The sequence below is a fragment of the Planctomycetia bacterium genome, from assembly GCA_034440135.1.
Classification (GTDB): domain Bacteria; phylum Planctomycetota; class Planctomycetia; order Pirellulales; family JALHLM01; genus JALHLM01.
In genome coordinates this window covers 1-22,006 of the sequence record JAWXBP010000218.1, presented here as the reverse complement: position 1 = coordinate 22,006, position 22,006 = coordinate 1, and the positions used below count along the sequence as shown (strand labels likewise).

Annotated in this window: 23 protein-coding genes; 6 read left to right on the top strand and 17 right to left on the bottom strand. The window is 62.6% G+C overall.

Translation table 11 applies throughout. The features are described 5' to 3' along the window. Positions 1 to 290: 290 nt before the first annotated feature. Entirely contained in the window at positions 291 to 761 is a 471-nt protein-coding gene (locus SGJ19_12645; protein ID MDZ4781094.1) for a hypothetical protein, read from the top strand. 209 nt (positions 762 to 970) lie between these two features. Beyond that, positions 971 to 1,360, top strand: coding sequence for a carbon storage regulator (locus SGJ19_12640; GenBank protein MDZ4781093.1), 390 nt, complete (start codon positions 971 to 973; stop codon positions 1,358 to 1,360). 95 nt (positions 1,361 to 1,455) lie between these two features. Here the strand turns inward: SGJ19_12640 and SGJ19_12635 are convergent, their stop codons facing one another. From SGJ19_12635 to SGJ19_12620, 4 genes are all read right to left on the bottom strand, one after another. Then, the gene (locus SGJ19_12635) at positions 1,456 to 2,223 is read right to left on the bottom strand and encodes a hypothetical protein (GenBank protein MDZ4781092.1); all 768 of its coding nucleotides are present in this window, start codon (positions 2,221 to 2,223) and stop codon (positions 1,456 to 1,458) included. A 245-nt stretch (positions 2,224 to 2,468) separates the two neighbouring features. Beyond that, complete coding sequence (metK, locus tag SGJ19_12630; GenBank protein MDZ4781091.1) at positions 2,469 to 3,653, bottom strand: methionine adenosyltransferase; 1,185 nt, start codon at positions 3,651 to 3,653, stop codon at positions 2,469 to 2,471. Positions 3,654 to 3,716: 63 nt separating this feature from the next. Continuing rightward, on the bottom strand, positions 3,717 to 5,090 hold the full coding sequence (locus tag SGJ19_12625; GenBank protein MDZ4781090.1) for a 3-deoxy-D-manno-octulosonic acid transferase: 1,374 nt from the start codon (positions 5,088 to 5,090) through the stop codon (positions 3,717 to 3,719). A gap of 25 nt (positions 5,091 to 5,115) precedes the next feature. Beyond that, on the bottom strand, positions 5,116 to 6,018 hold the full coding sequence (locus SGJ19_12620; protein MDZ4781089.1) for a GNAT family N-acetyltransferase: 903 nt from the start codon (positions 6,016 to 6,018) through the stop codon (positions 5,116 to 5,118). Positions 6,019 to 6,230: 212 nt separating this feature from the next. Between SGJ19_12620 and SGJ19_12615 the strand changes: the two genes are divergently transcribed. Then, a complete protein-coding gene (locus tag SGJ19_12615; GenBank protein ID MDZ4781088.1) occupies positions 6,231 to 6,461 on the top strand; it encodes a BON domain-containing protein in 231 nt (76 codons plus the stop codon). A gap of 28 nt (positions 6,462 to 6,489) precedes the next feature. On the opposite strand, the gene SGJ19_12610 is transcribed toward SGJ19_12615, so the two are convergent. From SGJ19_12610 to rfaE2, 7 genes are all read right to left on the bottom strand, one after another. Then, entirely contained in the window at positions 6,490 to 7,656 is a 1,167-nt protein-coding gene (locus SGJ19_12610) for a glycosyltransferase family 4 protein (GenBank protein ID MDZ4781087.1), read from the bottom strand. After that, entirely contained in the window at positions 7,653 to 8,495 is an 843-nt protein-coding gene (locus SGJ19_12605) for a lipopolysaccharide kinase InaA family protein (protein MDZ4781086.1), read from the bottom strand. Before SGJ19_12605 ends, SGJ19_12610 begins: the two co-directional genes overlap by 4 nt. Before the next feature lie 146 nt (positions 8,496 to 8,641). Next, entirely contained in the window at positions 8,642 to 9,406 is a 765-nt protein-coding gene (locus tag SGJ19_12600) for a methyltransferase domain-containing protein (GenBank protein MDZ4781085.1), read from the bottom strand. A gap of 57 nt (positions 9,407 to 9,463) precedes the next feature. Further along, the gene (locus SGJ19_12595) at positions 9,464 to 11,074 is read right to left on the bottom strand and encodes a glycosyltransferase family 39 protein (GenBank protein ID MDZ4781084.1); all 1,611 of its coding nucleotides are present in this window, start codon (positions 11,072 to 11,074) and stop codon (positions 9,464 to 9,466) included. A 4-nt stretch (positions 11,075 to 11,078) separates the two neighbouring features. Further along, positions 11,079 to 12,035, bottom strand: coding sequence for an endonuclease/exonuclease/phosphatase family protein (locus SGJ19_12590; GenBank protein MDZ4781083.1), 957 nt, complete (start codon positions 12,033 to 12,035; stop codon positions 11,079 to 11,081). Then, positions 12,032 to 13,117 carry a glycosyltransferase family 9 protein gene (locus SGJ19_12585; protein ID MDZ4781082.1) on the bottom strand — a complete coding sequence of 362 codons (1,086 nt, stop codon included), beginning with the start codon at positions 13,115 to 13,117 and terminating at the stop codon, positions 12,032 to 12,034. Before SGJ19_12585 ends, SGJ19_12590 begins: the two co-directional genes overlap by 4 nt. After that, positions 13,099 to 13,548, bottom strand: coding sequence for a D-glycero-beta-D-manno-heptose 1-phosphate adenylyltransferase (gene rfaE2 / locus SGJ19_12580; protein ID MDZ4781081.1), 450 nt, complete (start codon positions 13,546 to 13,548; stop codon positions 13,099 to 13,101). Before rfaE2 ends, SGJ19_12585 begins: the two co-directional genes overlap by 19 nt. 529 nt (positions 13,549 to 14,077) lie before the next feature. On the opposite strand from rfaE2, the gene SGJ19_12575 reads away from it, so the two are divergent. Beyond that, complete coding sequence (locus SGJ19_12575; protein ID MDZ4781080.1) at positions 14,078 to 14,341, top strand: BON domain-containing protein; 264 nt, start codon at positions 14,078 to 14,080, stop codon at positions 14,339 to 14,341. A 24-nt stretch (positions 14,342 to 14,365) separates the two neighbouring features. Here the strand turns inward: SGJ19_12575 and SGJ19_12570 are convergent, their stop codons facing one another. From SGJ19_12570 to SGJ19_12550, 5 genes are all read right to left on the bottom strand, one after another. Next, positions 14,366 to 15,340, bottom strand: a complete 975-nt coding sequence (locus SGJ19_12570; protein ID MDZ4781079.1) for a hypothetical protein — start codon at positions 15,338 to 15,340, stop codon at positions 14,366 to 14,368. Further along, entirely contained in the window at positions 15,300 to 16,850 is a 1,551-nt protein-coding gene (locus tag SGJ19_12565) for an AI-2E family transporter (GenBank protein MDZ4781078.1), read from the bottom strand. Before SGJ19_12565 ends, SGJ19_12570 begins: the two co-directional genes overlap by 41 nt. A 267-nt stretch (positions 16,851 to 17,117) precedes the next feature. Next, positions 17,118 to 17,507, bottom strand: a complete 390-nt coding sequence (locus tag SGJ19_12560; GenBank protein ID MDZ4781077.1) for a cupin domain-containing protein — start codon at positions 17,505 to 17,507, stop codon at positions 17,118 to 17,120. A gap of 139 nt (positions 17,508 to 17,646) precedes the next feature. Continuing rightward, a complete protein-coding gene (locus tag SGJ19_12555; GenBank protein ID MDZ4781076.1) occupies positions 17,647 to 18,192 on the bottom strand; it encodes a cyclic nucleotide-binding domain-containing protein in 546 nt (181 codons plus the stop codon). After that, on the bottom strand, positions 18,189 to 19,424 hold the full coding sequence (locus SGJ19_12550; protein ID MDZ4781075.1) for a Glu/Leu/Phe/Val dehydrogenase dimerization domain-containing protein: 1,236 nt from the start codon (positions 19,422 to 19,424) through the stop codon (positions 18,189 to 18,191). Before SGJ19_12550 ends, SGJ19_12555 begins: the two co-directional genes overlap by 4 nt. A gap of 276 nt (positions 19,425 to 19,700) precedes the next feature. Here SGJ19_12550 and SGJ19_12545 point away from each other — a divergent pair, with 276 nt between their 5' ends. Next, positions 19,701 to 20,126 (top strand): NUDIX hydrolase, encoded by a 426-nt coding sequence (locus SGJ19_12545; GenBank protein ID MDZ4781074.1) that lies wholly within the window; start codon positions 19,701 to 19,703, stop codon positions 20,124 to 20,126. 28 nt (positions 20,127 to 20,154) lie between these two features. Here the strand turns inward: SGJ19_12545 and SGJ19_12540 are convergent, their stop codons facing one another. Then, positions 20,155 to 20,949: a DUF4328 domain-containing protein gene (locus SGJ19_12540; protein ID MDZ4781073.1), complete on the bottom strand. Its 795-nt coding sequence runs from the start codon at positions 20,947 to 20,949 to the stop codon at positions 20,155 to 20,157. A 423-nt stretch (positions 20,950 to 21,372) separates the two neighbouring features. On the opposite strand from SGJ19_12540, the gene SGJ19_12535 reads away from it, so the two are divergent. Then, positions 21,373 to 21,804, top strand: a complete 432-nt coding sequence (locus SGJ19_12535; protein ID MDZ4781072.1) for a hypothetical protein — start codon at positions 21,373 to 21,375, stop codon at positions 21,802 to 21,804. Positions 21,805 to 22,006: the final 202 nt, after the last annotated feature.

Sequence of the window (22,006 nt, the reverse complement as noted above, 5' to 3'; positions counted from 1 at the left end):
GCGTCGGGCTAGTGTAGTCCAGCTGAGCATGTAGCAAGCCGTAACTTCTCACGGAGGACGAATCGATGAGCCTATTGCGCCGACTACTTTCTGGCCTCTGCTTCGCTCTCGCTTGTTCGCAATTCTCACACGCGCAAGTGACCGCCGATGATGACACCGCTCAAAATTGGGGTGTGGGGGACACGTACACCATTGAAGTCACCCGAGGCGGCGTGACGGAGCAGTTCACCGGGGAGTTGGTCCATGCCGACGAAACGTGGGTATCGATCAAGTCAACTTTGCCAGCGCGAATGATCGGCGTACCGTCAAAGCCGGGCAGCCGTATCTTCAAACTGGTCGCGCGCAAAAATGTGGGGATTGGGCGGGAAACGCACGTCGAAATCGTGCCCACTGATGACGTCCAAATCATCAGCCACCAACCCGGGACCGGCAAAGGTTCGGACGAACAGCTTCCGCAGCTTCCCAAGGTTGGCGACGCGGTCGCCATTCGATATGTCGTGCGCGGTGAGTTGGTCAAGGCACGGGGTGAGTTGACCCGCATCAGTGCCGACCAATTCGCGGTGACTGAGAAAAACTTTGTCGGGAAAACGAGAAGCATTCCTGTGCTGGGGGAATTGCCGTTTGTGGGCGGGATGTTCACCCACACGGTGTTTTCTATGCAAACGAACGACTTGGCGATCCCGATCGCGGATGTCCTCAGCATCCAAGTTCCGAGTTCGGTGGGTCTTGATCGACACAACGGCGGAAACGCCCCGGAATAGCTGCCTTTCGGCCCCTCGCTTGGTAACGCTTACACGGCGTTTGTATTCTTTTGTTCAGTTCCGATTGTGCCGGCGGGGTCTGTTGCGCGCGTAAGTGATTCCGGGAACGACGTTTGCGCTAATCTGCGATAGTGAACATCTGTTTGGCATGGCCGTTGCTTTTAAGGGCTCGCATTGAGGAGGCCTAAGTCAACGCCAAGGAGAATGCCATGCTGGTGCTCACTCGCAAACTGAACGAACAAATCAAGATCGGCCGGGATATCACGATCACGATCGTGCGCTTGAAGGGGAACGTCGTTCGCGTCGGGATCGACGCCCCCAAGAATGTTCGCATCGCTCGCAGTGAGCTGCTGGCCCGGCCGCCGGTCGACGCCGAACCGACCGAGCCGGACGCCGCGACCACGAAATCCCTGCGGGCTGCCGGGGCCGCGGGAGACGATTGGCCGTGCATCACCGACCGAGGCGGTGAAGAAGATTGCCCGAAGGAGACCCACCCACTTGCCGTGGGACCGCGAAGCGTTTCGTTGGCCGTCCGCGGAGCGGGCCCACGGCAAGCCCCTTTGGCCGGTATGGTGCGTCGCAAGCAAGCCGTGATGTAGCACCTTGAGAGCATTGCGGACCACCAAGCCGGCAAAGCGGAGGGGCGCGGCGACCCGAGGGTCGTCGCGCCTCGGCCGTTTTTGGGGAGTCGCAATCAGGACGCCTGTTTGATGTTCGGCTTGGCCAGCGTGGCAATCGATGGCGTGGCGATGAACTCCAACGTGATCACGCTCCACGCTGTGGCATCGAGTCGCTGAACTTCCGCTCGCGCACCATACGGCATCTTTTGCGTGATCTTGACGCGTGCTTCCGGGCCGCTCGTTTGCTGGCAATCCAGCCGCGGCGCGCCGGCGAACGACGGGCAGAAGGCGAGATGCAACTCCGTCTGCCGCTCGCCAGGACGGAAGGTTAGCCGCGCAACGCCCGCGACCTGCTTGAGCCCGGCCGCATCGTACGATTGGGCATACTCAATGTGATGCCGCCAATCGCCGTCGTCCATTGATGACGGCGGCTCATTCGCGGCGATCGCCTTCGCCGGCGCGGCGCCCTCGACTTTCTCAGCCACCGCGAAACCACGATTGCCGCGTGCGATCACGTGCAACAACAACGCCGTGCCGTATGGCAACCAGAGCGCAGTAAGCGCCAGGCGATCGGCGGCGAATTGCTGCAGCGCGAGCAGAGCGATGAACAGCGCGACCCAACGGCGAGCTTGCCGCCAAAGTTGCTGTGCCCGTAGTCCACGCGCCGGGCTGGTCAACGCGACGGCCACAACTCCGGTGAGGCTCAGGCCGAGCGCCGGCCAGAAGGAAATCGCCGCGGATGTCCGCCCGACTGCGAGCAACGCACCGACCGTCACTGCGGCGCAACCAATTTCCACGGCGAAACCGCGCGCGGAAACAATCGTATTCGACGCGGCTGTCATCCCTGACCTCGCGTGAAGGTGAATTCAGTTATCGCCCGCGAAACACGCGAAATGACGCGAAAACAGGAGAGTGAGAAATTGTTCACGGAACACACGGAATGACACGGAAAACCATCCATGCGGCCGGGTCCTGCACCTCTATGTCAATCCTACTTCCGTGTCTTTCCGCGTATTCCGTGGACAACTCCTACCTATCTCCAATTTTCGCGTCATTTCGCGTGTTTCGCGGTTACTACTCCCGAAATTCAGCGGGCGGATGCAGCGGCGCCGGCGGCTTCCGCGAGCTCGTCCGCGCGGTGCGTCGATTCCCAGGTGAAGTCGCTGTCATCGCGGCCGAAGTGACCTCCGGCGGCTGTTTTGCGGTAGATCGGGCGGCGCAGGTCGAGGTACTTGATGATGCCGCTCGGCGTGAGCGGGAACAGTTCGCGGACCAACTCGCAAAGCCGGGCTTCCTCGATGCGGCCGGTGCCGTCGGTGTCGACGTTCACGCTGACTGGTTCCGAGACGCCGATCGCGTAGGCCAACTGCACTTCGCAGCGCTCTGCCAATCCGGACGCGACGATGTTCTTCGCCACGTGGCGGGCCATGTAAGCGGCGCTACGATCCACCTTCGTGGGATCCTTGCCGCTGAACGCGCCGCCGCCGTGACGACCCCAGCCGCCGTAGGTGTCGACGATGATCTTGCGACCCGTGAGGCCGCAGTCGCCGTGCGGGCCGCCGACGACGAATTTTCCGGTGGGATTGATATGGTACTTGATCTCGCCGGTGACCAACTCGGCGGGCAGCAGCGGCTTGACGATTTTCTCGATCACGAACTTGCGGATCACGTCGTTCGTGGCTTCCGGCGCATGTTGCGTGGAGACCACGACGGTGTCGATGCGAATCGGCGTCGCGCCGTCGTATTCAATCGTCACCTGGCTCTTGCTGTCGGGGCGGAGCCAGTTCACTTCGCCTTTGAAGCGGGCTTCGGCCAACCGGTTCGTGATGCGGTGCGCCAGCGCGATCGGCAACGGCATCAATTCCGGCGTGTCGTTCGAGGCATAGCCGAACATCAAGCCTTGATCGCCGGCGCCGACGTCTTTGCCTTGCTCAGCGTCTTCATTGACGCCCTGGGCGATGTCCGGGCTCTGGGCATGAATCGAAATCATCACGCCGCAGGTGTCGCCGCAAATGCCGGAGACGTCGTCGGTGTAGCCGACGTCGTTGATCACCTGCCGCACGACCGCCTGATAGTCGATCACGGCCTTCGTGGTGATTTCCCCAGCCACGACCGCCAGGCCCGTGGTGACCAAGGTCTCGCAGGCCACGCGGCTGTACGCGTCTTGCGCCAGGAGCGCGTCCAGGATGCCGTCGGAGATCTGATCGGCCAGTTTATCCGGGTGGCCCATGCTGACCGATTCGCTCGTGAACAAGTACTTGCCGCTGGCCACGTCGTCCCCTCCGCGCAAAAACGTCGAGTGCAGGATTGATCGTAAGACTGGGCAGTATAATCGTCACGCCGCGCTTCGGGCAACGGCCGCTGGCTGCACGGCGTTTGGAACGAGGGCGCTCAGCAGGTCTACAGTCCGCGCGGTAGCGCCCAATTGCCCGGCCACAAATCGCCGGGCGCTGGTCCCCAGTCGGGTGGCAAATTCTGCGTCCGTGATCGCCCGCCGTACGAAGGCTTCCAACTCCGCGGCGTCTTGGACCACGACTGCGGCCTGGGCGGCGAGCAGGTTTTCGACGATGTCGCGGAAGTTGCGCGTATTTGGGCCGAAGCAAACCGCGGCGCCGTAGGCGGCCGGTTCGATCATGTTCTGCCCGCCGCGCTTGCCCAGGCTACCTCCTACGAAGGCCACCTGCGCCGTCCCCCACCAATGGCCCAGTTCGCCCACCGCATCGACTAACAGCACGCGGGCCGAACCGTTTTCGCATTTCGGATGAAGTTGACTGCGGCGTCGCCAGCGGAGGCCGGAATCGGTAATCAGCCGAGCAACGTCGTCGAACCGATCCGGATGCCGCGGGACCAGAATTAGTTTGAGCCTTGGGAATTCCGCCGTGAGCCGCTGGAACACCGATAAGACGATCGCCTCTTCGGGCTCTTGCGTACTGCCAGCCAACCAAACGAGGTCGCCTTCGCCAATGCCCGCCAAGCTGGCGAGCTTCTGCGTGCCGGGGTTATGGCGATTCGTTTGCGCACCGTCGTATTTCACGGACCCTGTGATATGCATGCGCTCGGCCGGCGCGCCGAGGGCCAGGAAACGATCGCCGTATTCCTTGTTCTGCACGGCGATCAAATCGAGTTGCGCCAGCACGGGCCGCACGAATGCCTTCACGCGCGCGTAACCGCGAAAGCTATGGGCGCTGAGCCGGCCGTTCACGATGGCAACCTTGGCGCCGTGTTCGCGCGCGGCGCGGATCAGATTGGGCCAGAGCTCCAACTCCGCCAGCACCAGCAATGTCGGCCGTAACCGCCGCATGGCGCGCCGCACCGCCCAACTGAAGTCGAGCGGGCAATAGAACACCGGATACTCAGCATATTTCTTGCGCGCCAACGCGAAGCCGGTGTGGGTGGTCGTTGAGATGACGCAGTCCCAGTCGGGATGCCGCGCGCGGATTTCCTTGACCAGCGGCGCGAGCAAATTGACTTCGCCGACGCTCACCGCGTGCAGCCAGACGCAGGACTTGTTGGAATCACGGCGCGGCACTTCGCCCCAGAACTTCGCCGCGTACCCTTCGCGATATTTCCCTTTTTGCCAGGCATTCCAAGCCAGCCATGGCGACGCCACGACCAGCAAGGCCAGGTAAACTGCGTTGAGCAGGTAAGGCAACATCCGAGGCTTCCATGCCGTGATCGCGAATCCGCCGTCTTTATACCAAGCATCCACGCGGCGGGCCTAGTCCGAAGCACTGCTATCGCGCGGCGGCGTTGATGCGCACGAATACGTCACGCTCATCCCAAGCATCAAAGCCTTGGTTCGCGTAAAGTCGCAGCGCGGGGGCGTTTTGCAGGTCGACGGCCAGCACCAGCCGCGCGCGGCTGCGCTCGCGCGCGAGGTGCTTTGCTTGCGCTACAAATTGCCCGCTCAGGCCTTGGCCACGGGCCTCTGGGATCAGGCCCATATAGACCAACTCGCATTGGTTTGCGGCGGGATGGTCCGCCAGAATCAGACAGCCGATCGGCCGGTCGTCACGCCAGGCGATGAGCCACGCGTCGGGCCAGTGCTCGCCGATTTCCCGATATCCTTCGAGCACTTCCGGCGTCGTTCGCACGCCGTTCAACGTGGGGCAATCGAGCGTTTCCAGGTAGCTTTGCTCGATGACTTCGGCGAGTATTGCGCTCGTTTCAGGCGAGACAGGCGTGAAACGCAGCGACGGAACAGGCAGTGCTTGATGGTCGTCGCTCCAGACCAGGTACCCGAGCCGAGCGACGTGTGCGAAGCCGCATTGCTGCAGCCACGTCGCGGCGACACCGTCAGGCGTTGCCACGAGCGATTGCAGCACGCCAAGATCCTGCGCGGCGAGCCAGGCGGCGGATCGGCGAACGAGTTCCCCCCCGAGAGCATCAACATCCTCGCCCGGGAATCGCGGTCGCCACACGGAGCCCGTTCGACCGCCATGAACCTGGCCCAGGCCGACGCCGGCGATCGCGCCATCGTGGTCGGCGATGAAGAGTCCGCCAGCGATCTCCTCCGACCACGGCAGTTGAGACAACAGGCCCGCGGCCAGGGGCGTTCGGTCTGCTGGCGCGCATTCCGCTAGCAGCAATTCCAACGCGGCTGGCGCTTCCGCGCGCCGCGCTGCACGTATTTCCATGCCGCGCAGCCTATCGCCCCCCGGCCTCAGGGTAAAGACAAGTCCTGTTGAGGGAAGTTTCATCGTCGCGCACTTGACAGTTGGAAAGCGCCATTCCTAGAGTGGAACGGTTGAAACGCGGGGCATGAAGCGCCACGAACTGGAAAGTTTTCCGAAATACTCAGCCTGGTCGCGCAGTTGAGCGCGGCCGTCGCACCACGGAGGGAGGCGCCATGTACGCTTCGAAGACCGCGAAAGTCGCCGGAACCGCGCAGCCCAAGGCTCAGGACGCGCTCACGGCCAGTCCCATTTACGAGCTGCGCGACCTGCAAGTCGAAGCGACCGACGACGGCCTGCTGATCTCTGGCACGGTCGACTCGTTCTACCACAAGCAACTCGCCCAAGAGGCGGTCCGCGCGGCCGTGGGCCAGGTGCCGATGGTCAATCGCATCTTGGTGCGTTGACGCCTGGAATCTGTTTGCCAATCGATCGCTAAGCCGCTTGCCGGCGGCGTGGCCCGCGGGCGGCGACTACTTCTTCGTAGACGCCGACGATTTCCTGGCAGTTGCGTTCCAACGTATGTGCGAGCGCCAGTTGGCGCGCGGCGCGGCCCATCGCTTCGCGGCGGGATTCAGATAGCACCAGCGGAACCAGCGTCGACGCCAAAGCGTCGGCGTCGTCGGGTTGGTCGAGCACGTGCCCTTCGAGATTGTTGGTGATCAATTCGCCTGCGCCGTTCCAACGCGTGGTCACCACCGGCAGCCCCGCCGAGAGCGCTTCGAGCACCACCAGGCTGCAGGGATCGTAAAACGTCGGCTGCACGTAAATATCGGCGGCCGCGTAGTACGGCACGACGTCGTCGATGGATCCCAAGAAGGTGGTCTGCGCCGCGATCCCCAACGAGCGCGCCCAACGCACGTAGCCGCCGGATCGCTTCCCGCCTGCCACGGCGACATGCACCGGCAATCCGGCGCGCACCAATTGCGCGGCCGCCATCATCAGCGCTGGCACGCCTTTCAAGCGAAAGTTGTGCGCCACGATCAGCAGCAGCACGGCGTCTTCAACTCCGAGTCGTTCGCGCACCGTGGAGCGATATTCCTCGCGCCGCGCGGGTGAAAACCGCTCGGTATCGACGCCGTTGTAAATGATTTTCGTGCTTTCCGGCGGCGTTTGATGAAAACGTCGCAGATCCTCGGCGACCATCTCGGAGAGCGCGAGGAAGTGCCGCCCGTCCGCGGCAAATTGCCTTGCAGCCAGTGCGCCGAACTCCCGATACCGCGGCAGCCATTGTGCGAGACGGCGTTTCCACGGTCGTTGCCAGGCGGGCAGCAATTCGAGATTGCGCTCAAAGGCTGCGACGCGCGACCCGCCGTGCGGTTGAAAGACGTCGGCGTGCCAGCCGCAGCCGGTCTCGTGAACCACGTCGAGGTTTAATCGCCGTAGCGCGGATTCCGCCGCGGCGGCGAATTCCAAGCGGGAATTTCCGGCTGAGACTTCGTGGCAAATCATGCCCGCCGGCGCGGCCGCCAAAGCGAACCTGCGGGCGACGACATGCACCTCGTGCCGGGCGGCGATCAACTGCGCGGCGAATTGATGCGTCCATTGTTCGACGCCGCCGCGCCGCGGGTCGTACCAGTCAAGCACCAGGCCGATTTTCATGGATGCGGCCCCAAGTGTTGTTCCATTTGGATTTGTTTCGCCAGCACCGCGCGAATCAGCCGCTTGTCGACGGGTCGCAGCTTGCGGACGCCGAGATAGCGCTTGATGAACGCCATCCGCGCTGTCGGGCCGATCCGCTCGCGCGGTGCAGAGTACGCCAGTTGGGCGAGGTCTTTGACGATCCACCGCCAGCGCAGCCAACGCCGGCGCTCCACGCGCTGCAGGTCGATCAAACGTACTTCGAAGTCGGGAACTTCGGTTTCGCGGATGAAGAAGTGGCAGCAATAAAAATCGCGGTGATTGAAACCCGCGTGATGGAAGCGCGCGGCGACGTCGGCGATCTGCTCGATCAGTCCCGCAAGTGCCGGATCGCGCTTCGCGGAGGCTTGCCGTTCGGGAAATCTGCGGCGCAGCAGATGATCCAATTGCGTGAAGCCAACCAACTCTTCGGTGAGCACGAACGATTCGAGCAATCCGTCAGCATGGAGCCGATCGCCAAACGCGACCAATCGCATTGCGGCCACGCCGGAGCGATCCAACCGCACAATGTTGCGGGCTTCGACGCGTCCCGGCGACCGCCGCGCGGGTCGACCGAGTCGCGCCCGTAGCCACCATTGCCAGGAACGTACGTGGTGTTTTTTTAGATACATGCCGTAGGCACGGCCATCGGCGTGCGGGACGTCAAGGCGCCAGTTTTCGCGATCCTCAAGCGCCCGCAGGCAGCGCCCACGTTCCGTTTCCATGAACGAATCGAAATCCACAAGGCCGGCGGAACCCAACAAGGGCGCGAACTCCTCGTCGATCCAGACGTCGCGTTGTTCTTGTGCGTTGTGGGGCATGGTCAAGGCGTTTAGGCGTTGTGTCGCCCCGTGGGGGCTCAATTGTTTTGGTTGAGACGCTTTCCAGGGGTTGTCACCCCTGGCTATTTTCGGCCGCCCCTTTCGGGGCTTGTGGTGAGGCGCGACTGCCAGTCCCCGCGATGTTGTTACGAATTGACGTCGAGGCGCGAGCCGAGATCGGCGAGTTCGTTTACGGCTTGGCGCCAGTCGTGTTGGCCGTGGCCGTCCACTTGGAGGTGCAGCACGAAGCGGGCTTCGTGTTCGCACGCCATGCGGCGGCGCTCGCCTTTGCTGCGCAGCCAGGCGAGCAACCGGCGCTTGAGCCGGCGGCGCAGTTGAATCCGTTTGGCCGCCTCGCTGAGCCAGGCCTGATATGCCGCCATGAAGCGTTGCGAGCCCTGGGCGAACGTAACGCTCAGCGGACTCTTGGCGCCGATCGCAAACACCGTGTGCGGAAAGCTGTCGACTCCTTGCCAGCCGACCAGCGTGGCGTCGAGCGGCGCCAGCATCCGTTCCAGGCAACTCGGCGTCAGGCGCCAGTAGTCGCTGGGGTAGTCATGAATGCGGAAGTCGAGCGGGACCGCGATCAGGATCAGACCGCCTGGCGCCAACACGCGCAGCATTTCCTCGGCCGCGCGGCGGACTTCGAAGACGTGTTCCAGCGTGTCGACGCAGATGATGGTGCGCGCCGAGTTGTCCGGCAAATTCAACTCGCCTAGGTCCTCGATCCGATCGACGCCGGGGCCCTCGCGCATATCGCAGCCGATGTATTCCCGACCGGGAAAGCAGCCGCGCAAATCTCCGATACCGCCGACGCCGTCGACTAGGTAGGAGCCGAACTCATAGACCGGCCCGCGCGCGGCAAAACTCTCCGCGGCGATATTGACGAAAGCCCGGACGTGATCGCGCATGAAAAATCGTCCTTGATTGCCCCGCAGGCGAAGCGCACCCAACCGGCGGCCGCGCAGTCATTTGCGCACCGCCCCCTGCGCCCCATTGTGTGCCAGAACCGGCCGCCAATGGAAGATCAATACGGGACTTTGCCCGCCCGGCGGATCGAAACGCGCGACGCATTCGGCCTGTGCGTCGAGCAGTCCTCGCAACGTTTCCGCCCGACGGCTACCGCTGTCCAGATCGCGCCCCTCGACCACGACATACTGCAACCGCGGATCCTGAAAGGCCTCGCGCGCGGCGTCATAGCGATAGGTCGCACCATGGCTGTAAAGCGCCGTCCAACCCCAGCTATCGAGAATCCAGTCTCGCGGCACGGCTCGCTCAGCCAACCAATCGCCCGCCAGGCGATGCCCGGCCCGATCGCCGTGCAGCGGCAAACAGCAGAACGTCGCCCAGACGAGCACAGTTGCTAGCGCAACACCGTGACTTGTCCTCACTAGCCCGTGCCAGCGACGTCCAATCAAGTACGGTAGTCGCGCGAGGCCATGCCCCGCCGCCGGCAGTAAAAACACCGCGGCCGGCAGCAGATGCCGGCTCGATAGATAGCCCGTCGCCGATGCGTTCACGTATCCCATCGTGAACCACAGCAACACACCCGTCGCGGCGCAGAGATTCAAACTTCGGCGGCGCGGTGACAAAAACCGCCCGTGGACGCCGATCCAGGCCAGCGGCAGTAACAGGTAGCCGGTGGCCACCAGCAGCTCATCGCACGTACTGATGATCGCCGCCCCGAGACCGCGACGTCGCGTCGAGGTACCGGGTTCTTTGGAGTCGAAGTTCAGTGCGGCCATATCATTCGAGTCTGACGTGGCATATTCCGTCGCACGCAACGGCTGGTTGAACACCCACCCGTCGCGCGCCGGGCCGCGCGAGCAGAGTCGGGAAATCATCGCGAAGGGCGTGCGCGCCTCGCAACTCAGTGACCAAGGGCCAAGCACCAGGCCAACGCCGGCGCACGTCAGCGCGAGCCGGAAGACGTGATCGCGCAGGCGATCGTGTGTGGCAACCGTGAAGTATCCGATGGCGACCGGGACGAGGAGCAATACTGCTTCCACGCGCACCAGCATCGCCAGGCCCAACAGCAATCCGCCGGCAAGCCCGTAGCCTGCAGCTATGGGCCGAGACAGATTTTTGCGGAGTGTGAAGCCCGTCGACAGCATCGCGAGCGCTGCGGTGAACAGCAACAAGTACAGCGAATCCGGCAGACCTTCGCCGCCGAGTCTGGCCGCGGCCGGGAGCACGCAGCTCAACAACCCCGCCTGCCAGGCGGCGCGCGGGTCGAAACATCGCCGCGAAAGCAAATAAATCGGGATCACCCAAACGACAAGGGGCCAACTCGACATGAGTTGCAAGGAGAGCGCCCAGTTCGGCGCCGGCCACCCGCACTGTGCGGCGATGGTTCCACGCACTTGATGAACGGCCGCGAGGCAAACCGGAAACAGCGGCGCCTCGGGTTCGTCCGCCAGCGTGGTCCAGGACGGCGATTGCAGCCAAGCCTCAGCGGCCGCGACGCTGCGTAGGGCATCGAGCGCCGGCACCGCCGCGCGCGATACGATCACGGTTTGCACCGTCGACGCCACGAGGAGGAGCGCCAGCATTGGCCGCCACGAGGATTGCGCCGCCATCAAGCTATTCCTCCGGCCAGGCCAGTTCCGCCCAGACATGAGGATGATCCGAGTCGCCGCGGTTGACGATGCCGGCGTCAATGGTTTCCAAGCCGCGGACCAGGATCCAATCGATGCGCCGCGGCGCGCCGTCGCCGAGCCGATCGCGTAGTGGATCATGCACGCCCGGCGCGTCGAGCAACTTGCGCAGCGCCGGTTCCGTGTCGTCCGTATTCAGGTCGCCCAACAGAATCGCCGGCGATTCCAGCGCGAGGAACAGCTCGCCGACGGTTCGCAATTGCTCCACGCGCTCGCGGTCGTCGCTCCGATCGAGATGCGTGACCACGATGTTGACCGGTTTTCCCTGATGCTCCGCGCGGACCAGCACGGCGTTGCGATAGCTCTTGCCATGCGCGCGGGCCAGCGGAATGCGTTGCCAGCTCGTCACCGGCAGGTTGCTTAAGGCGCCATTGCCAAATCGATCGCACCACCAGCGTTGTTCCGTGGGGGCGTAGAGCCACGGCATGCCGAGTTGCTGGCCAAGGGCCGCCGCCTGATCTTCGCCGCGGAATGGCACGCCGCCGTGGACTTCATTGAGTCCCGCGAAGTCGAGCCCGCGAAGCGTCTCCGCGATGCGCGTTAGATCCCGCACGCCGTCGACGCCCTTGCCGCCATGCATGTTGAACGTGCCAATGCGCAATGTATCGTTGCCATCTTGAGCCGTCGCGGCCGGCACATGAAACCAAGTCCCGGCGTCCGGGCCAGTTGGCCGGCGCAGAGTTCCTTGATACGCGATTGTCGCCACGACGGCGGTAACGATCGCAAAACGACGCCATCGGAGACGTGGTGAATGCGGCGCAGCGTTAGGTGGCGCATCATGGGCATGATGCACGGCATGCGTGACGCCGGTGTCGCTCACCGCGAGCTTCAATTCCGCGACAGAGCCGTTCGCCGTCGCAGTAGTCGAATGCCGCGTGTTCATGCGGACCTCCGCAGGAAGTCGCGTGGGTTCGTAGCCGACTCCGCCAATGCCGCCATCACGGCGGACTGGACCTCGCCGACACTGATCTCCGCCATGCAGGCCGGCACGGCGTGCCCCAGTGGGCAGCGGTCGCGCGCATAGCACGGCGAGCAGCTCAGTTTCTTGTAGATCACTTTGGCACGATCGGTGTATGGACCCGTGCGCAACGGATTCGCCGGGCCGAACAGCGCCACGATCGGCGTGCCGACCGCCGCGGCAATGTGCATGGGTCCGGTATCGCCGGTGACAAACGCGTCGGCACGGCGGATTAACTCGGCCGATGCCAGCAATCCCATTGCGCCATCCGCGCGCGCGATTCGATCTCCTAGCGGCGCCGCGATGGCGTCGCACACGTCACGCGCGACCGCTCCGCCCACCAGCGCCACGCGCACGCCGGGCTGGTTTGTCAGGTTTCGCGCCAGTGCGGTGAATCGCTCGACCGGCCAGCGATTGGCGTCCTTGCGACAATGCGGATTGAGCAGCACCAGTCGCTCGCGATCGCGAATGTTTTGCGCCTTCCACCAGGCGTCGACCGTGTGTTGATCCGCGACGCTGGGATACAGCGTAAACTCAGCGCGCGTGGCCGGGCGCGAAAGTGTCTGTCCGCTGAGCCGCTCGACGACGGCGGCCGCGAGATCCAGCGACCGGTCCACCGCGTGGCGCTCCATCGTCGCCGGCGGTACGCGTCGATGATAAAGCCAGTGCGCGCGTTCCTTGGTGGGCGCATGACCAATCACCTGGCGAGCCCCACTCAGCCGGGCGATCCATGCGCTCCGCAATAACCCTTGAAAATCGATGGCCACATCCCAGTGTCCGGCGCGGAGTTCGCCAATGAATTGCCGGAAGCCGCGCGATGCGCCGCGATTCCACAGGTGCAATGCATCCAGGCAGGGCTGCCCGGCCAACAACCCGGAGTGCGCGCGTTCCACGGCCCAGCCGAGGTGAGCGTCGGGGAAGGCTTCGCGCAACATCCTGGCCGCGGGCAACGTGTGGAGCACGTCGCCCAGCGAGCTGAGTTTGACGATCAGGATGCGCGGCGCCATGCCGAACCTTCTTGCAGTTCTTGCAGCCGGGCGATCAGAGACGACGTCGAGTAACCGCTCAACAGCGGCAAGGAATGCACCTGGCCGCCGTATTTCAGGACGGTCTTGGCCCCCACGATGCGATCCACCGACCAATCGCCCCCTTTGACCAGCACGTCGGGACGCAAGTCCTCGATCAGCCGCGCGGGGGCCCGTTCGTTGAAGATCACCACCTGGTCGACGCAGCGGAGCGCCAGCAACATCGCGGCGCGTTCCTGCTCGTTCCAGATTGGCCGCGTGGGGCCCTTGAGCTCGCGGACCGACTCGTCGCTATTCAAGCCCACGATCAGCCGATCCCCCAGCGCCCGAGCGCGCTGCAGCAGATCGACATGGCCGGGGTGCAATAGATCGAAGCAACCGTTCGTAAACACCAACTGGCAATCGCGAGGCATGGAAGAACATCTACGGGGACGGAAATCACCTTGGCTCACCCGGAGCGCGCAACCCGAGCGCAATGCCCCGGTACGGCCCATCGAGCGGCGGATGATAGAATTAGGTCCACGGCGGGGGCAATAGCGATTAAGGGACCCGCGCTCAGTCCGCTTGCCAACGACGACGTCTAAGCCCAGGGAAGGCCCTCATAGACTTTTCCATTGGCTAGGTCTCTGGTGGCCTTCCCTGGGCTTTTCGCAACACTAGCGCCGTTAACGAAACGAACATTTATCCGCCACTCTGCGCAACACCCTGGCACGGTTGTGCGCGTAGCTTCTACAAGCGTGCGGTTGACGCGCCTCCTCCCGTCATCGTGAACGACGCGACTCAATACGTCGGAAGCCCAAACGCAGGACGAGTTTAAGCCTCCCCATTCGCTGCGAATTGCATTTTGCGCGAATTCGGACCGAACTTTGCACTCACCGCTGGCGGATGATCGTCGGTACAGCAGGCACGAGCAGGCAGAACAGCAAAACGGAGTGTTTCCAGATGGTTAGTCGTACCAATCCCGCCGAGCGCGACCGCGAGATCGAACATCAGGTGCGGACCGCCCTGGCGGCTCGCCATGTTCCGTCGTTGCGACGGCTGACGGTCTCCTCGGTCGAGGGCGCCGTGAAGGTGTTGGGCAATGTCCGCTCGTTCTACGAGAAGCAGCTCGTCAATCAATGCTGCCAAGGCGTGGCGGGCGTGGGCTGCATCGATAACGCGGTCGACGTCGACGACCTAGCGCGCCGCAACCCGGCGATTGCCTAAAGCCCGCAGTTTGACAGTTGACGACTATTCGTCGTCATCGTCGTAGCGCGAAGATTCCCGGTCGCGTCGGCGCTGTCCTTCCTTGCGGCCGACGTACGTTTCCGCGGTGCGAACTAGTTCCCGAGGGGATACTTCTTCCTCTTCCGGCTCTTCGTGATCATCGGTGCGTTCATATTCGCGCGAAGACTCCGCCGGTTCGTCCGCGGGCTGTGTGTCAAGATCGCGCAATAGCTCCAAATAGCGGTTCCGGAAATCAAGCGAGAGCCAAATGAAATAGCCGTTCAGGCCGCCGGAAACAATCAGGCCCAAGAGCATAAGCGTCCACATAAACTTGGACTTGGTCCAAGTTTCCGGTTCGTTGGCATTTGCGAGTTGGCCGTCTTTGCGAGCGCTCGGGCCGACTTCGTCCTCCTCCGTGCTTAGTTTTTTGGTATCGACGGGCGTGACGTCGTTATCCATGGGCGGAGCGGGAAGGCCCGCGCTCTTCGCCCGCGTAGCGCGAGTTTTACCGATGAAATCGATATCTTCGAGAGGCTCCTCGCCAATTTCCGCCTGCGTTTTCGCGTTGTTCTTATTGTTCGACGACCGTTCCGGAAGCTGCCAGCCATCGGTCGAGGGGGGACGCGTCCCTTGAACCGCCTTGGCAGTGTCATTCACCGCGCCGTCGTTACGTCCACTCGGTGGTGGCGGAAGTCTCAGGATTGAGCCCTCGATGCGCCGCGAGGAGGCCGCGTCATTTACGGGCTGCTTGAAACTGATCCGCGCTTCAGGCGGCAAATCGACGCCCTGGTTGGCCAGCGGCCCGGTGCCGATCACGATCTTGTAAGAACGAATCGCCCCGGTGTCGTTCGGCAAATCACTGCCGACTTCCCCGCCGGCGCGCAGGGCGTCGAGCTGTTCGGGCGGGATCTGAATGATGAACTCGTAGCCGCCCGAGTCCAGCGGCGTCCAGCCGGTGTCAACGCCTACCGCGGCGGCGGCTAGGAGTAGGAGAGGCATCGGGGTCATCGGGTTTCTCCGCGGATCCGCCGGCCTCGCCACCGTTTCCCAAGGCTTTGAGTTCGGCGTGGAACATGTTCAGCACGGCTTGTAAGAAAGAGACTACCATCGGACCCACGAAGATGCCAATCGGTCCCAGGGCCTGAACCCCGCCGATAATGCTCAACAATGCTAGCAACGGGTGCAACTTCGACTGTCCGTGCAGCACCATCGGCTTGATCAAATTGTCGATCATCGAGACGACGAGCAGCCCGTACAGCGCCAAACAGACGCCGGCCACCGGGCGTCCGGAAAATGCCAGATACAGCGAGCAAGGGATCCAAACCGAAGCCGCGCCGACGAAGGGGATCATCGCCAGCAACGTGGTTAGTACGCACAGCAAAAACAGCGAATCGAGCCCGGCGATCCAATAGCCGATCGTCGCCAACGCGCCTTGAACCACCGCGGCCACGACAATGGCCATCACCACGGCGCGGCTGATTTTCGCGAATTCTGCCAGCATTTGCTGACCGTAGCGATTCTCCAGCGGCGAGATGCTCATCACCGCCGCGACCATCGCGGGGCCGTCGGCCAGGAAGTAATAGAGCGAGATCACCATCACGAACAGGCCGAGAATCAGCTTGCCGAGCGCTCCGGAGACGTATTGCCCCGTGCTCAGCGCCAGCGAGCCCATGCCCAACTGTTCGAGCGCCGACGTGCGGAAATCGTCCAGCTGCTCACGGCTGGGATTGGCCTGCGCGATCAGCCAGGCCCAGGCGGTGCCGATGGCTTCGTCGTCGTTTTTTGGATCCCCGTCCCCATTCAGCTTTTCGACGCGAACTTCGTCCAGCCGGCGAATAAGCGTTGGCCGCAACAGCGCGTAAGTGCGCTGGAACTGTTGAAAGCGCTCGGTGAATCGCAATTCTTCGAGTTCGGCCAACTCAGGGGGAATGTCTTCTTCGCCTGGCTCGAACTCGAGCTGCTCAACCTGCGGAAATAATCCCTGTAAGTCGGCGTCATGGACTCCGGCGGCGGGCGGCGCATTGGCGGTGATGGCGCGATCGATTTCGGTCAGCTCGCCACTGATCCCTTTGACCGCTTCATTCCAATGTTCTGTCGGTTCCAGCCCGCGCAACACGCGCGTCAATTGGCCGATGTGGTCTTCCAGTTCATCCAGTTCCGGCGGGAGGGAAAGCCCTAACTCGTCGCGAAAGTTGTCGACGCGGGCTTCGAAATTTCCCTGCTGGCGGTTGCCGGCGATGAACTCGAACAAGTCGGTGGCAGCCAGGATCGTGGTCGAAATCAACGGCGCCAGCACGATCAGCATGATCACGGCCGTGGTGACAATCGACGCCAGCCGATTGCGGCCGTTGAAGCGATCGAAGAACCAACGGTGCATCGGCCGGAAGACGACGACCATCACGATCGCCAGGAACATGGGCAGCAGAAAGCTGGCCATCACCTGAAAGACGAGCGCGCTGACCAGAATCACGATCCCAATCAACGCCACAAACGAAACCACGCGCGTCATCGTGCGTCCTGCCCTTAGCACTCATAGACCGGCGACCAACCGCCGCGCGATAGCGCGGCGCAAGTCCATTCGCCAACCCGACGCGGAAATTGTAACGCTCCCGGGGGGAGATACCCAGACGAATGCTGGGAATCACGCGGGCGGCAGCGAGTCCGCTCGCTCGCGAATTGCCGCCCGAGCGAGCGTTCGCGCTCAATCTATAGCCCGCATCCTCTGCCCCTCGCTGGCGGCTCGTCTTGTCGCGTCGGCCCTCGGGCGCCGTAATAATTACTTTCCCACGGCCTCGCATTCCGGAACCAGCGTTACCGGCGTATCCTTCGGCACGTGCGGCACGATGCACAAAAACTTGAGTGGCGTGGGACCGGCGTTGCGGAATTGATGGATGTCGTTCGGCGCGACGTAGACGACGTCTCCAGGGCCGAGCGGGCGCTCCTGATCCCCGTCGATCACCACGCCCTGGCCCTCTTGCACGTAGACTTCGTGCTCGTACGGATGGCTATGCTTCGGTGTGAACCCGCCGGGCGCGACCTCGAACTGCCGCATGGCGAAATTCGGCGCTCCTTCGGGTTGCCCCACGAGCCATTTCACCTGGCAGCCGGAGGAACCTTCCATCGTCACGTCTTGCGAAGGGACTTCGTTGAGGTTTTGGAGTTTCATGCTGTTTACGTGGATGAATTGTTGATGACGTGTTTTCGCGCTAAGCCCAGGGAAGGTTGTCCCAAGACTTTTCAATACGAGTCGTCTTGGGACAACCTTCCCTGGGCTTGGAGTGCGCGGCTCAGTTGCACTCGAAATCTTATAGTTTCCAACCGTCAAACACTTTCGTCCGCAGTTGATTCCATTCCGGTTCGCGGCGGTGGGGCGGTTTGTCGGCGGCGAGCTCGGCCACCCATTGGCCCATCCGGCGAAGGCGTTCGGCGAGCGTTTCGATCGTATTGAGGGCCACTTTGCAGGCCGCGTTGCCTTCGCAGGGAATCAACGCGTCGAATCTGGTGCGCTCGATCCGCAATAGCTTGACCGGCGTCTTCGCACGGACACTCGCCGAATGCGGCGCGCGGTGGAAGAACGACATCTCGCCAAAGTTGCTTTGCGGGCCGAGTTCCGCCAGGATCGTGGGCGGGCGATCCGCGCCGCTGCCGTCGAAGCGCATGAGCACTTCACAAGTCCCTTCCAGGACGATCCAAAGGACCTGGCTGGAGGTGCCTTGTTCGATGATCGATTCACCGGCCTGGAAGTTGGCTACTTCGGCGATTTCGCCAATCTGCGCGCATTCGGCTTCCGTCAGCCCTTCCAGGATGGGCAACTGCCGCAAGACATCCACATCCACGCCCGGTGCAATCATGCGATTCCCCCAAGTACAGTTGCGCGACCCACGCGTCCGATGCCCAGAATCCAGGCCGCCGTCCGCAGGCTGATTTTCCGCTCGTGCGACAACTCCCACACCCGTTCAAAGGCGTCGGACAGCACGCGATCCAACTCCTGACGCACCCGGTTCAGCGTCCATTGATAGTGCTGCCGGTTCTGCGCCCACTCGAAATAGCTGACGGTTACACCGCCAGCGTTCGCCAGCACGTCCGGCAGGACCACGATGCCGCGCTGCTCCAACACCTGATCGGCATCCGGCCAGGTGGGACTGTTGGCGGCTTCCAGCACGATCGGCGCCCGAATCGCGTGCGCCGTTTCGACATCGATCACCCCGCCCAGCGCGGCCGGAATCAGCACGTCGACGTCGAGCCGCATCAGTTGTTCGTTGGTAATGTGATCGGCTTGCGTGTAACCGGCCAACGAGTTTCCATGTTCGCCGGCGTAGCGCAACATCTCGGAGACATGCAGGCCGTCGGCGCGATGGTACCCGCCGCTGACATCGCTCACGGCGACGATCTTGCACTCGGCGTCCGCCAGGAACCGCCCCGTAAAAGAACCGACGTTGCCGAAGCCCTGGATCGCCACACTCGTCTGTTGTGGTTTGCGGCCCAGCCGGCTTAGCAGCTTGATGGCGAAAATCCCCACGCCGCGCCCCGTGGCTTCTTCACGCCCGGGAATGCCGAACAGTTCGACCGGTTTACCCGTGACCACGGCCGGGCTGAAGCCATGGTATTTCTGGTACTGGTTCGCAATCCACGACATCACCTGCGCGTTGGTGCCCATGTCGGGCGCGGGAATGTCGGTGTCGGGACCGATCACGTCGTGCAGGCCGTCGATGAAGCGGCGCGTCACCACTTCCAGTTCGCGCACGCTGAGCGCCTTCGGATCGATCGCGATTCCGCCCTTGGCCCCGCCGTAGGGGATGTTCACGATCGCCGTCTTCCAGGTCATCAGCGCGGCCAGCGACCGGACTTCGTCCAGGTCGACGTCGGGGTGATAGCGCAGGCCCCCCTTCATCGGTCCTCGGGAGTTGTCGTGCTGCACCCGGTAACCGATCGTGGTATTCAGCTCGCCGTTGTCCTGCTCGTAGGCGATCTGGACCTGCACCTCGCGCTTCGGCGTGATCAGCATCCGCCGCATGTTCTCGGTGAGTTCCATCTGATCCGCCGCGCGGTCGAAGTAAATCCGCGTGGCGTCAAAAGCGCGCATATCGAAATCGCCTGGGCGTCCGGAGGGTGGTGAACGGCTAAGGAATCATATCCCTAGGCCGGGGAACGCTCAACCTAACTTGGCGTGAACACCGATTTAACCGCGAAATGCGCGAAATGACGCGAAAACTAGGCTTCGCGGACTGAGCATCGTTCTTAGCGATGCATCGATTTGGCTAGGCTAATTGGGCACTGGATTTTCAGGCCGATTCCAGTCACAAACGTATTAGGGTGCTTCTATTTCGCGTCCTTTCGCGCATTTCGCGGTTAAATTCTGATGCCGCTGGCTCAATCGAGTGTGATTCCGTTTCGTGCTGCCGCCTTTGGGCTGGAGTTCTGTCTGATTACGTCGATTCGGGCTCGCAAATGGGGTTTTCCCAAGGGGTTGATCGACCCCGGCGAAACGGCGATCGAATCGGGCCTGAAAGAAGCCTGGGAAGAAGCCGGGCTGCGCGGACAAGTGATCGGCGAGGCGCTGGGCGACTATCGCTATGAAAAATGGGGCGAGACGCTGGAAGTCGCCGTGTACGTGATGCACGTCGAAACGGTGGAGGACGATTGGCTCGAGTCCGCGATGCGAGAACGCCGCTGGGCCGATGCGGACGAAGCCAAACTGCTGATCGCCAAAGACCCGCGCGCTACTTTCTTTCCGGCGGCAATCGATCAAGCCCAACGCTGGTTAGCTGCGAACTCGGGCCAATAGCTGACGTAAGCCCATCGTCACTCCGCGCTTACGCCTCGGCGGTCAAGGCTGTGTCTTGGGTTGCCAGGCGTCGCCACTTTTCGTCTTGATTCGTGGTGATTGTTTTCACCACGTGCAAGCCGAGCAATGCTGCGATCATTTGCATCAGCACGGCGCCCATCGAAAACCAGACGGCGACGAGCGCCTCGCCAGCGACCAGCGTATTGCCGGCCGATCCGGTATAGCGATTCGTGTACCAGGCGGCCAGGCGCAGCAGAATACTGATCCAAACGAACACCCACCACCAGCCGACCAGCGCGCTGGAAAACACGACTTTTTGTTCCGGGTCGAGCTCGCTCAGGTCGCTGCCGCGCCAGATCTCTTGCGCGAGCTGATAGGGCCGCACGAGATTCAAAAATGGAATGAAAAAGCAAAGCACTGCTTCCATCGAGCTGGATGACAGTTCCGCGGCGCCCAACGATGGCAGGTTGCGATAGGCGCGCTGGAACCAAAGCAGGAAGAGCGCGAACAACGCCAGGCGGACAACGCCATGCAGCAGCGACAGCGCCAGGTCGGCGATCGCCAGCCCGGTTGCTTCGCCCGACGACACGCCCAGGCCGCTTTCAGCCCGTAGCAAGAAAGCCACGAGGACGCAGTGATACGCCAACTCGGCGAGCAACAGCAGCATCGCCGCAGAGAAGAAAAACACGACCCGCTTCGCCCGCGGCCGCGCGGAACTGAAGCGGGCGTGCCGCCCAGTCGAGGCCTGCGCCAGCGCCGCGCGCGCGGTTTCGTTCAGCTCCCTGCTCCCCGGAGAGGCGTACGGATTGATCGAAGGTTCCATGCGGGCGGTTTCCAGCAGGGGGCGGAAACCGCGTTGCTCCGGGGTGGTCGCTTTGGGTCCCGTCATCCTATTCCCGAACGGCCGCCAAGAAAACCGATCCACCTGATTTGAGCCCGCGAAACACGCCAAACACGCGAAAAGGGAGGATGCTTGGGCCCATGCTATGGCAATGAACGTGGAGGGCCGGGAGCAATGCCATGTCGCGTCACTTTCATTTTCCCGTGTCATTTCGCGTCATTTTGCGTGTTTCGCAGGCTAACCCTCCGTGATGGGATATCCCTCCCGAGCCGGCCGAATTCAGTTTTCCCGGGGTTGCCGCCTTCACCGGGCCGATTTCAAGAAATGAGCTAGGTTCCAATAGGCGGAGTGCGATGGGTCACGTCCGCTATAGCCTCAAAATAGCGCGTTTGGGAAGGACGTACCATGGCAACCCGGTACATCGTTGGCATGCTGGCGGCGGCCCTGCTGTTCGGCACTTATGTCTTCGAGTTCGCCCTCGTTCCCGGGGGCGCTCCGCTGCCCGGTGACTACTTCCAGGGCCCCGAGGCGCTCCAGTGGCTCAAGAAGAGCGACAACGAATCGGCGCTGGCGTCGAATCGCTTCCTGGAAACCGAGAACGCCGTCCGGTTCGTGAAAAAGCTCTACGCGGCCGGCGCGACGGAAGTCCTAGTGCCAGACGATGCCATCGTAGACGAGGGTGACACCAAGTACGCCGATGCCTTAGTCGTCAAGCTACCCGAGGAAGCCGGTCGCCGGCAACAAGTCCTCGACCTCTGCGCCCCGGAGCTCGCCCGCGAAGGCGCCAGCGTGGATGAAATCGGGCAGGAGACGCAGATCTATCTGTGGTGGGATTGAGGGCGAGTTTGAAGTTTGAAAGGGAGTTCGAAGTTTTCAGTTTTCAGTGCTTTTGGGCGGCGGTTTCGCTGCTTCCTCACACTGAACACTTCAAGCTCCGCCTAAAAATGGTTCTTCACCCAATTCCGGGGAAAGCCTGGCGGATTTTGAGAAAGAAGTAGTTGTCGTCTCGGTAGCCGTAGGCCATACGTTTGAGGACTTT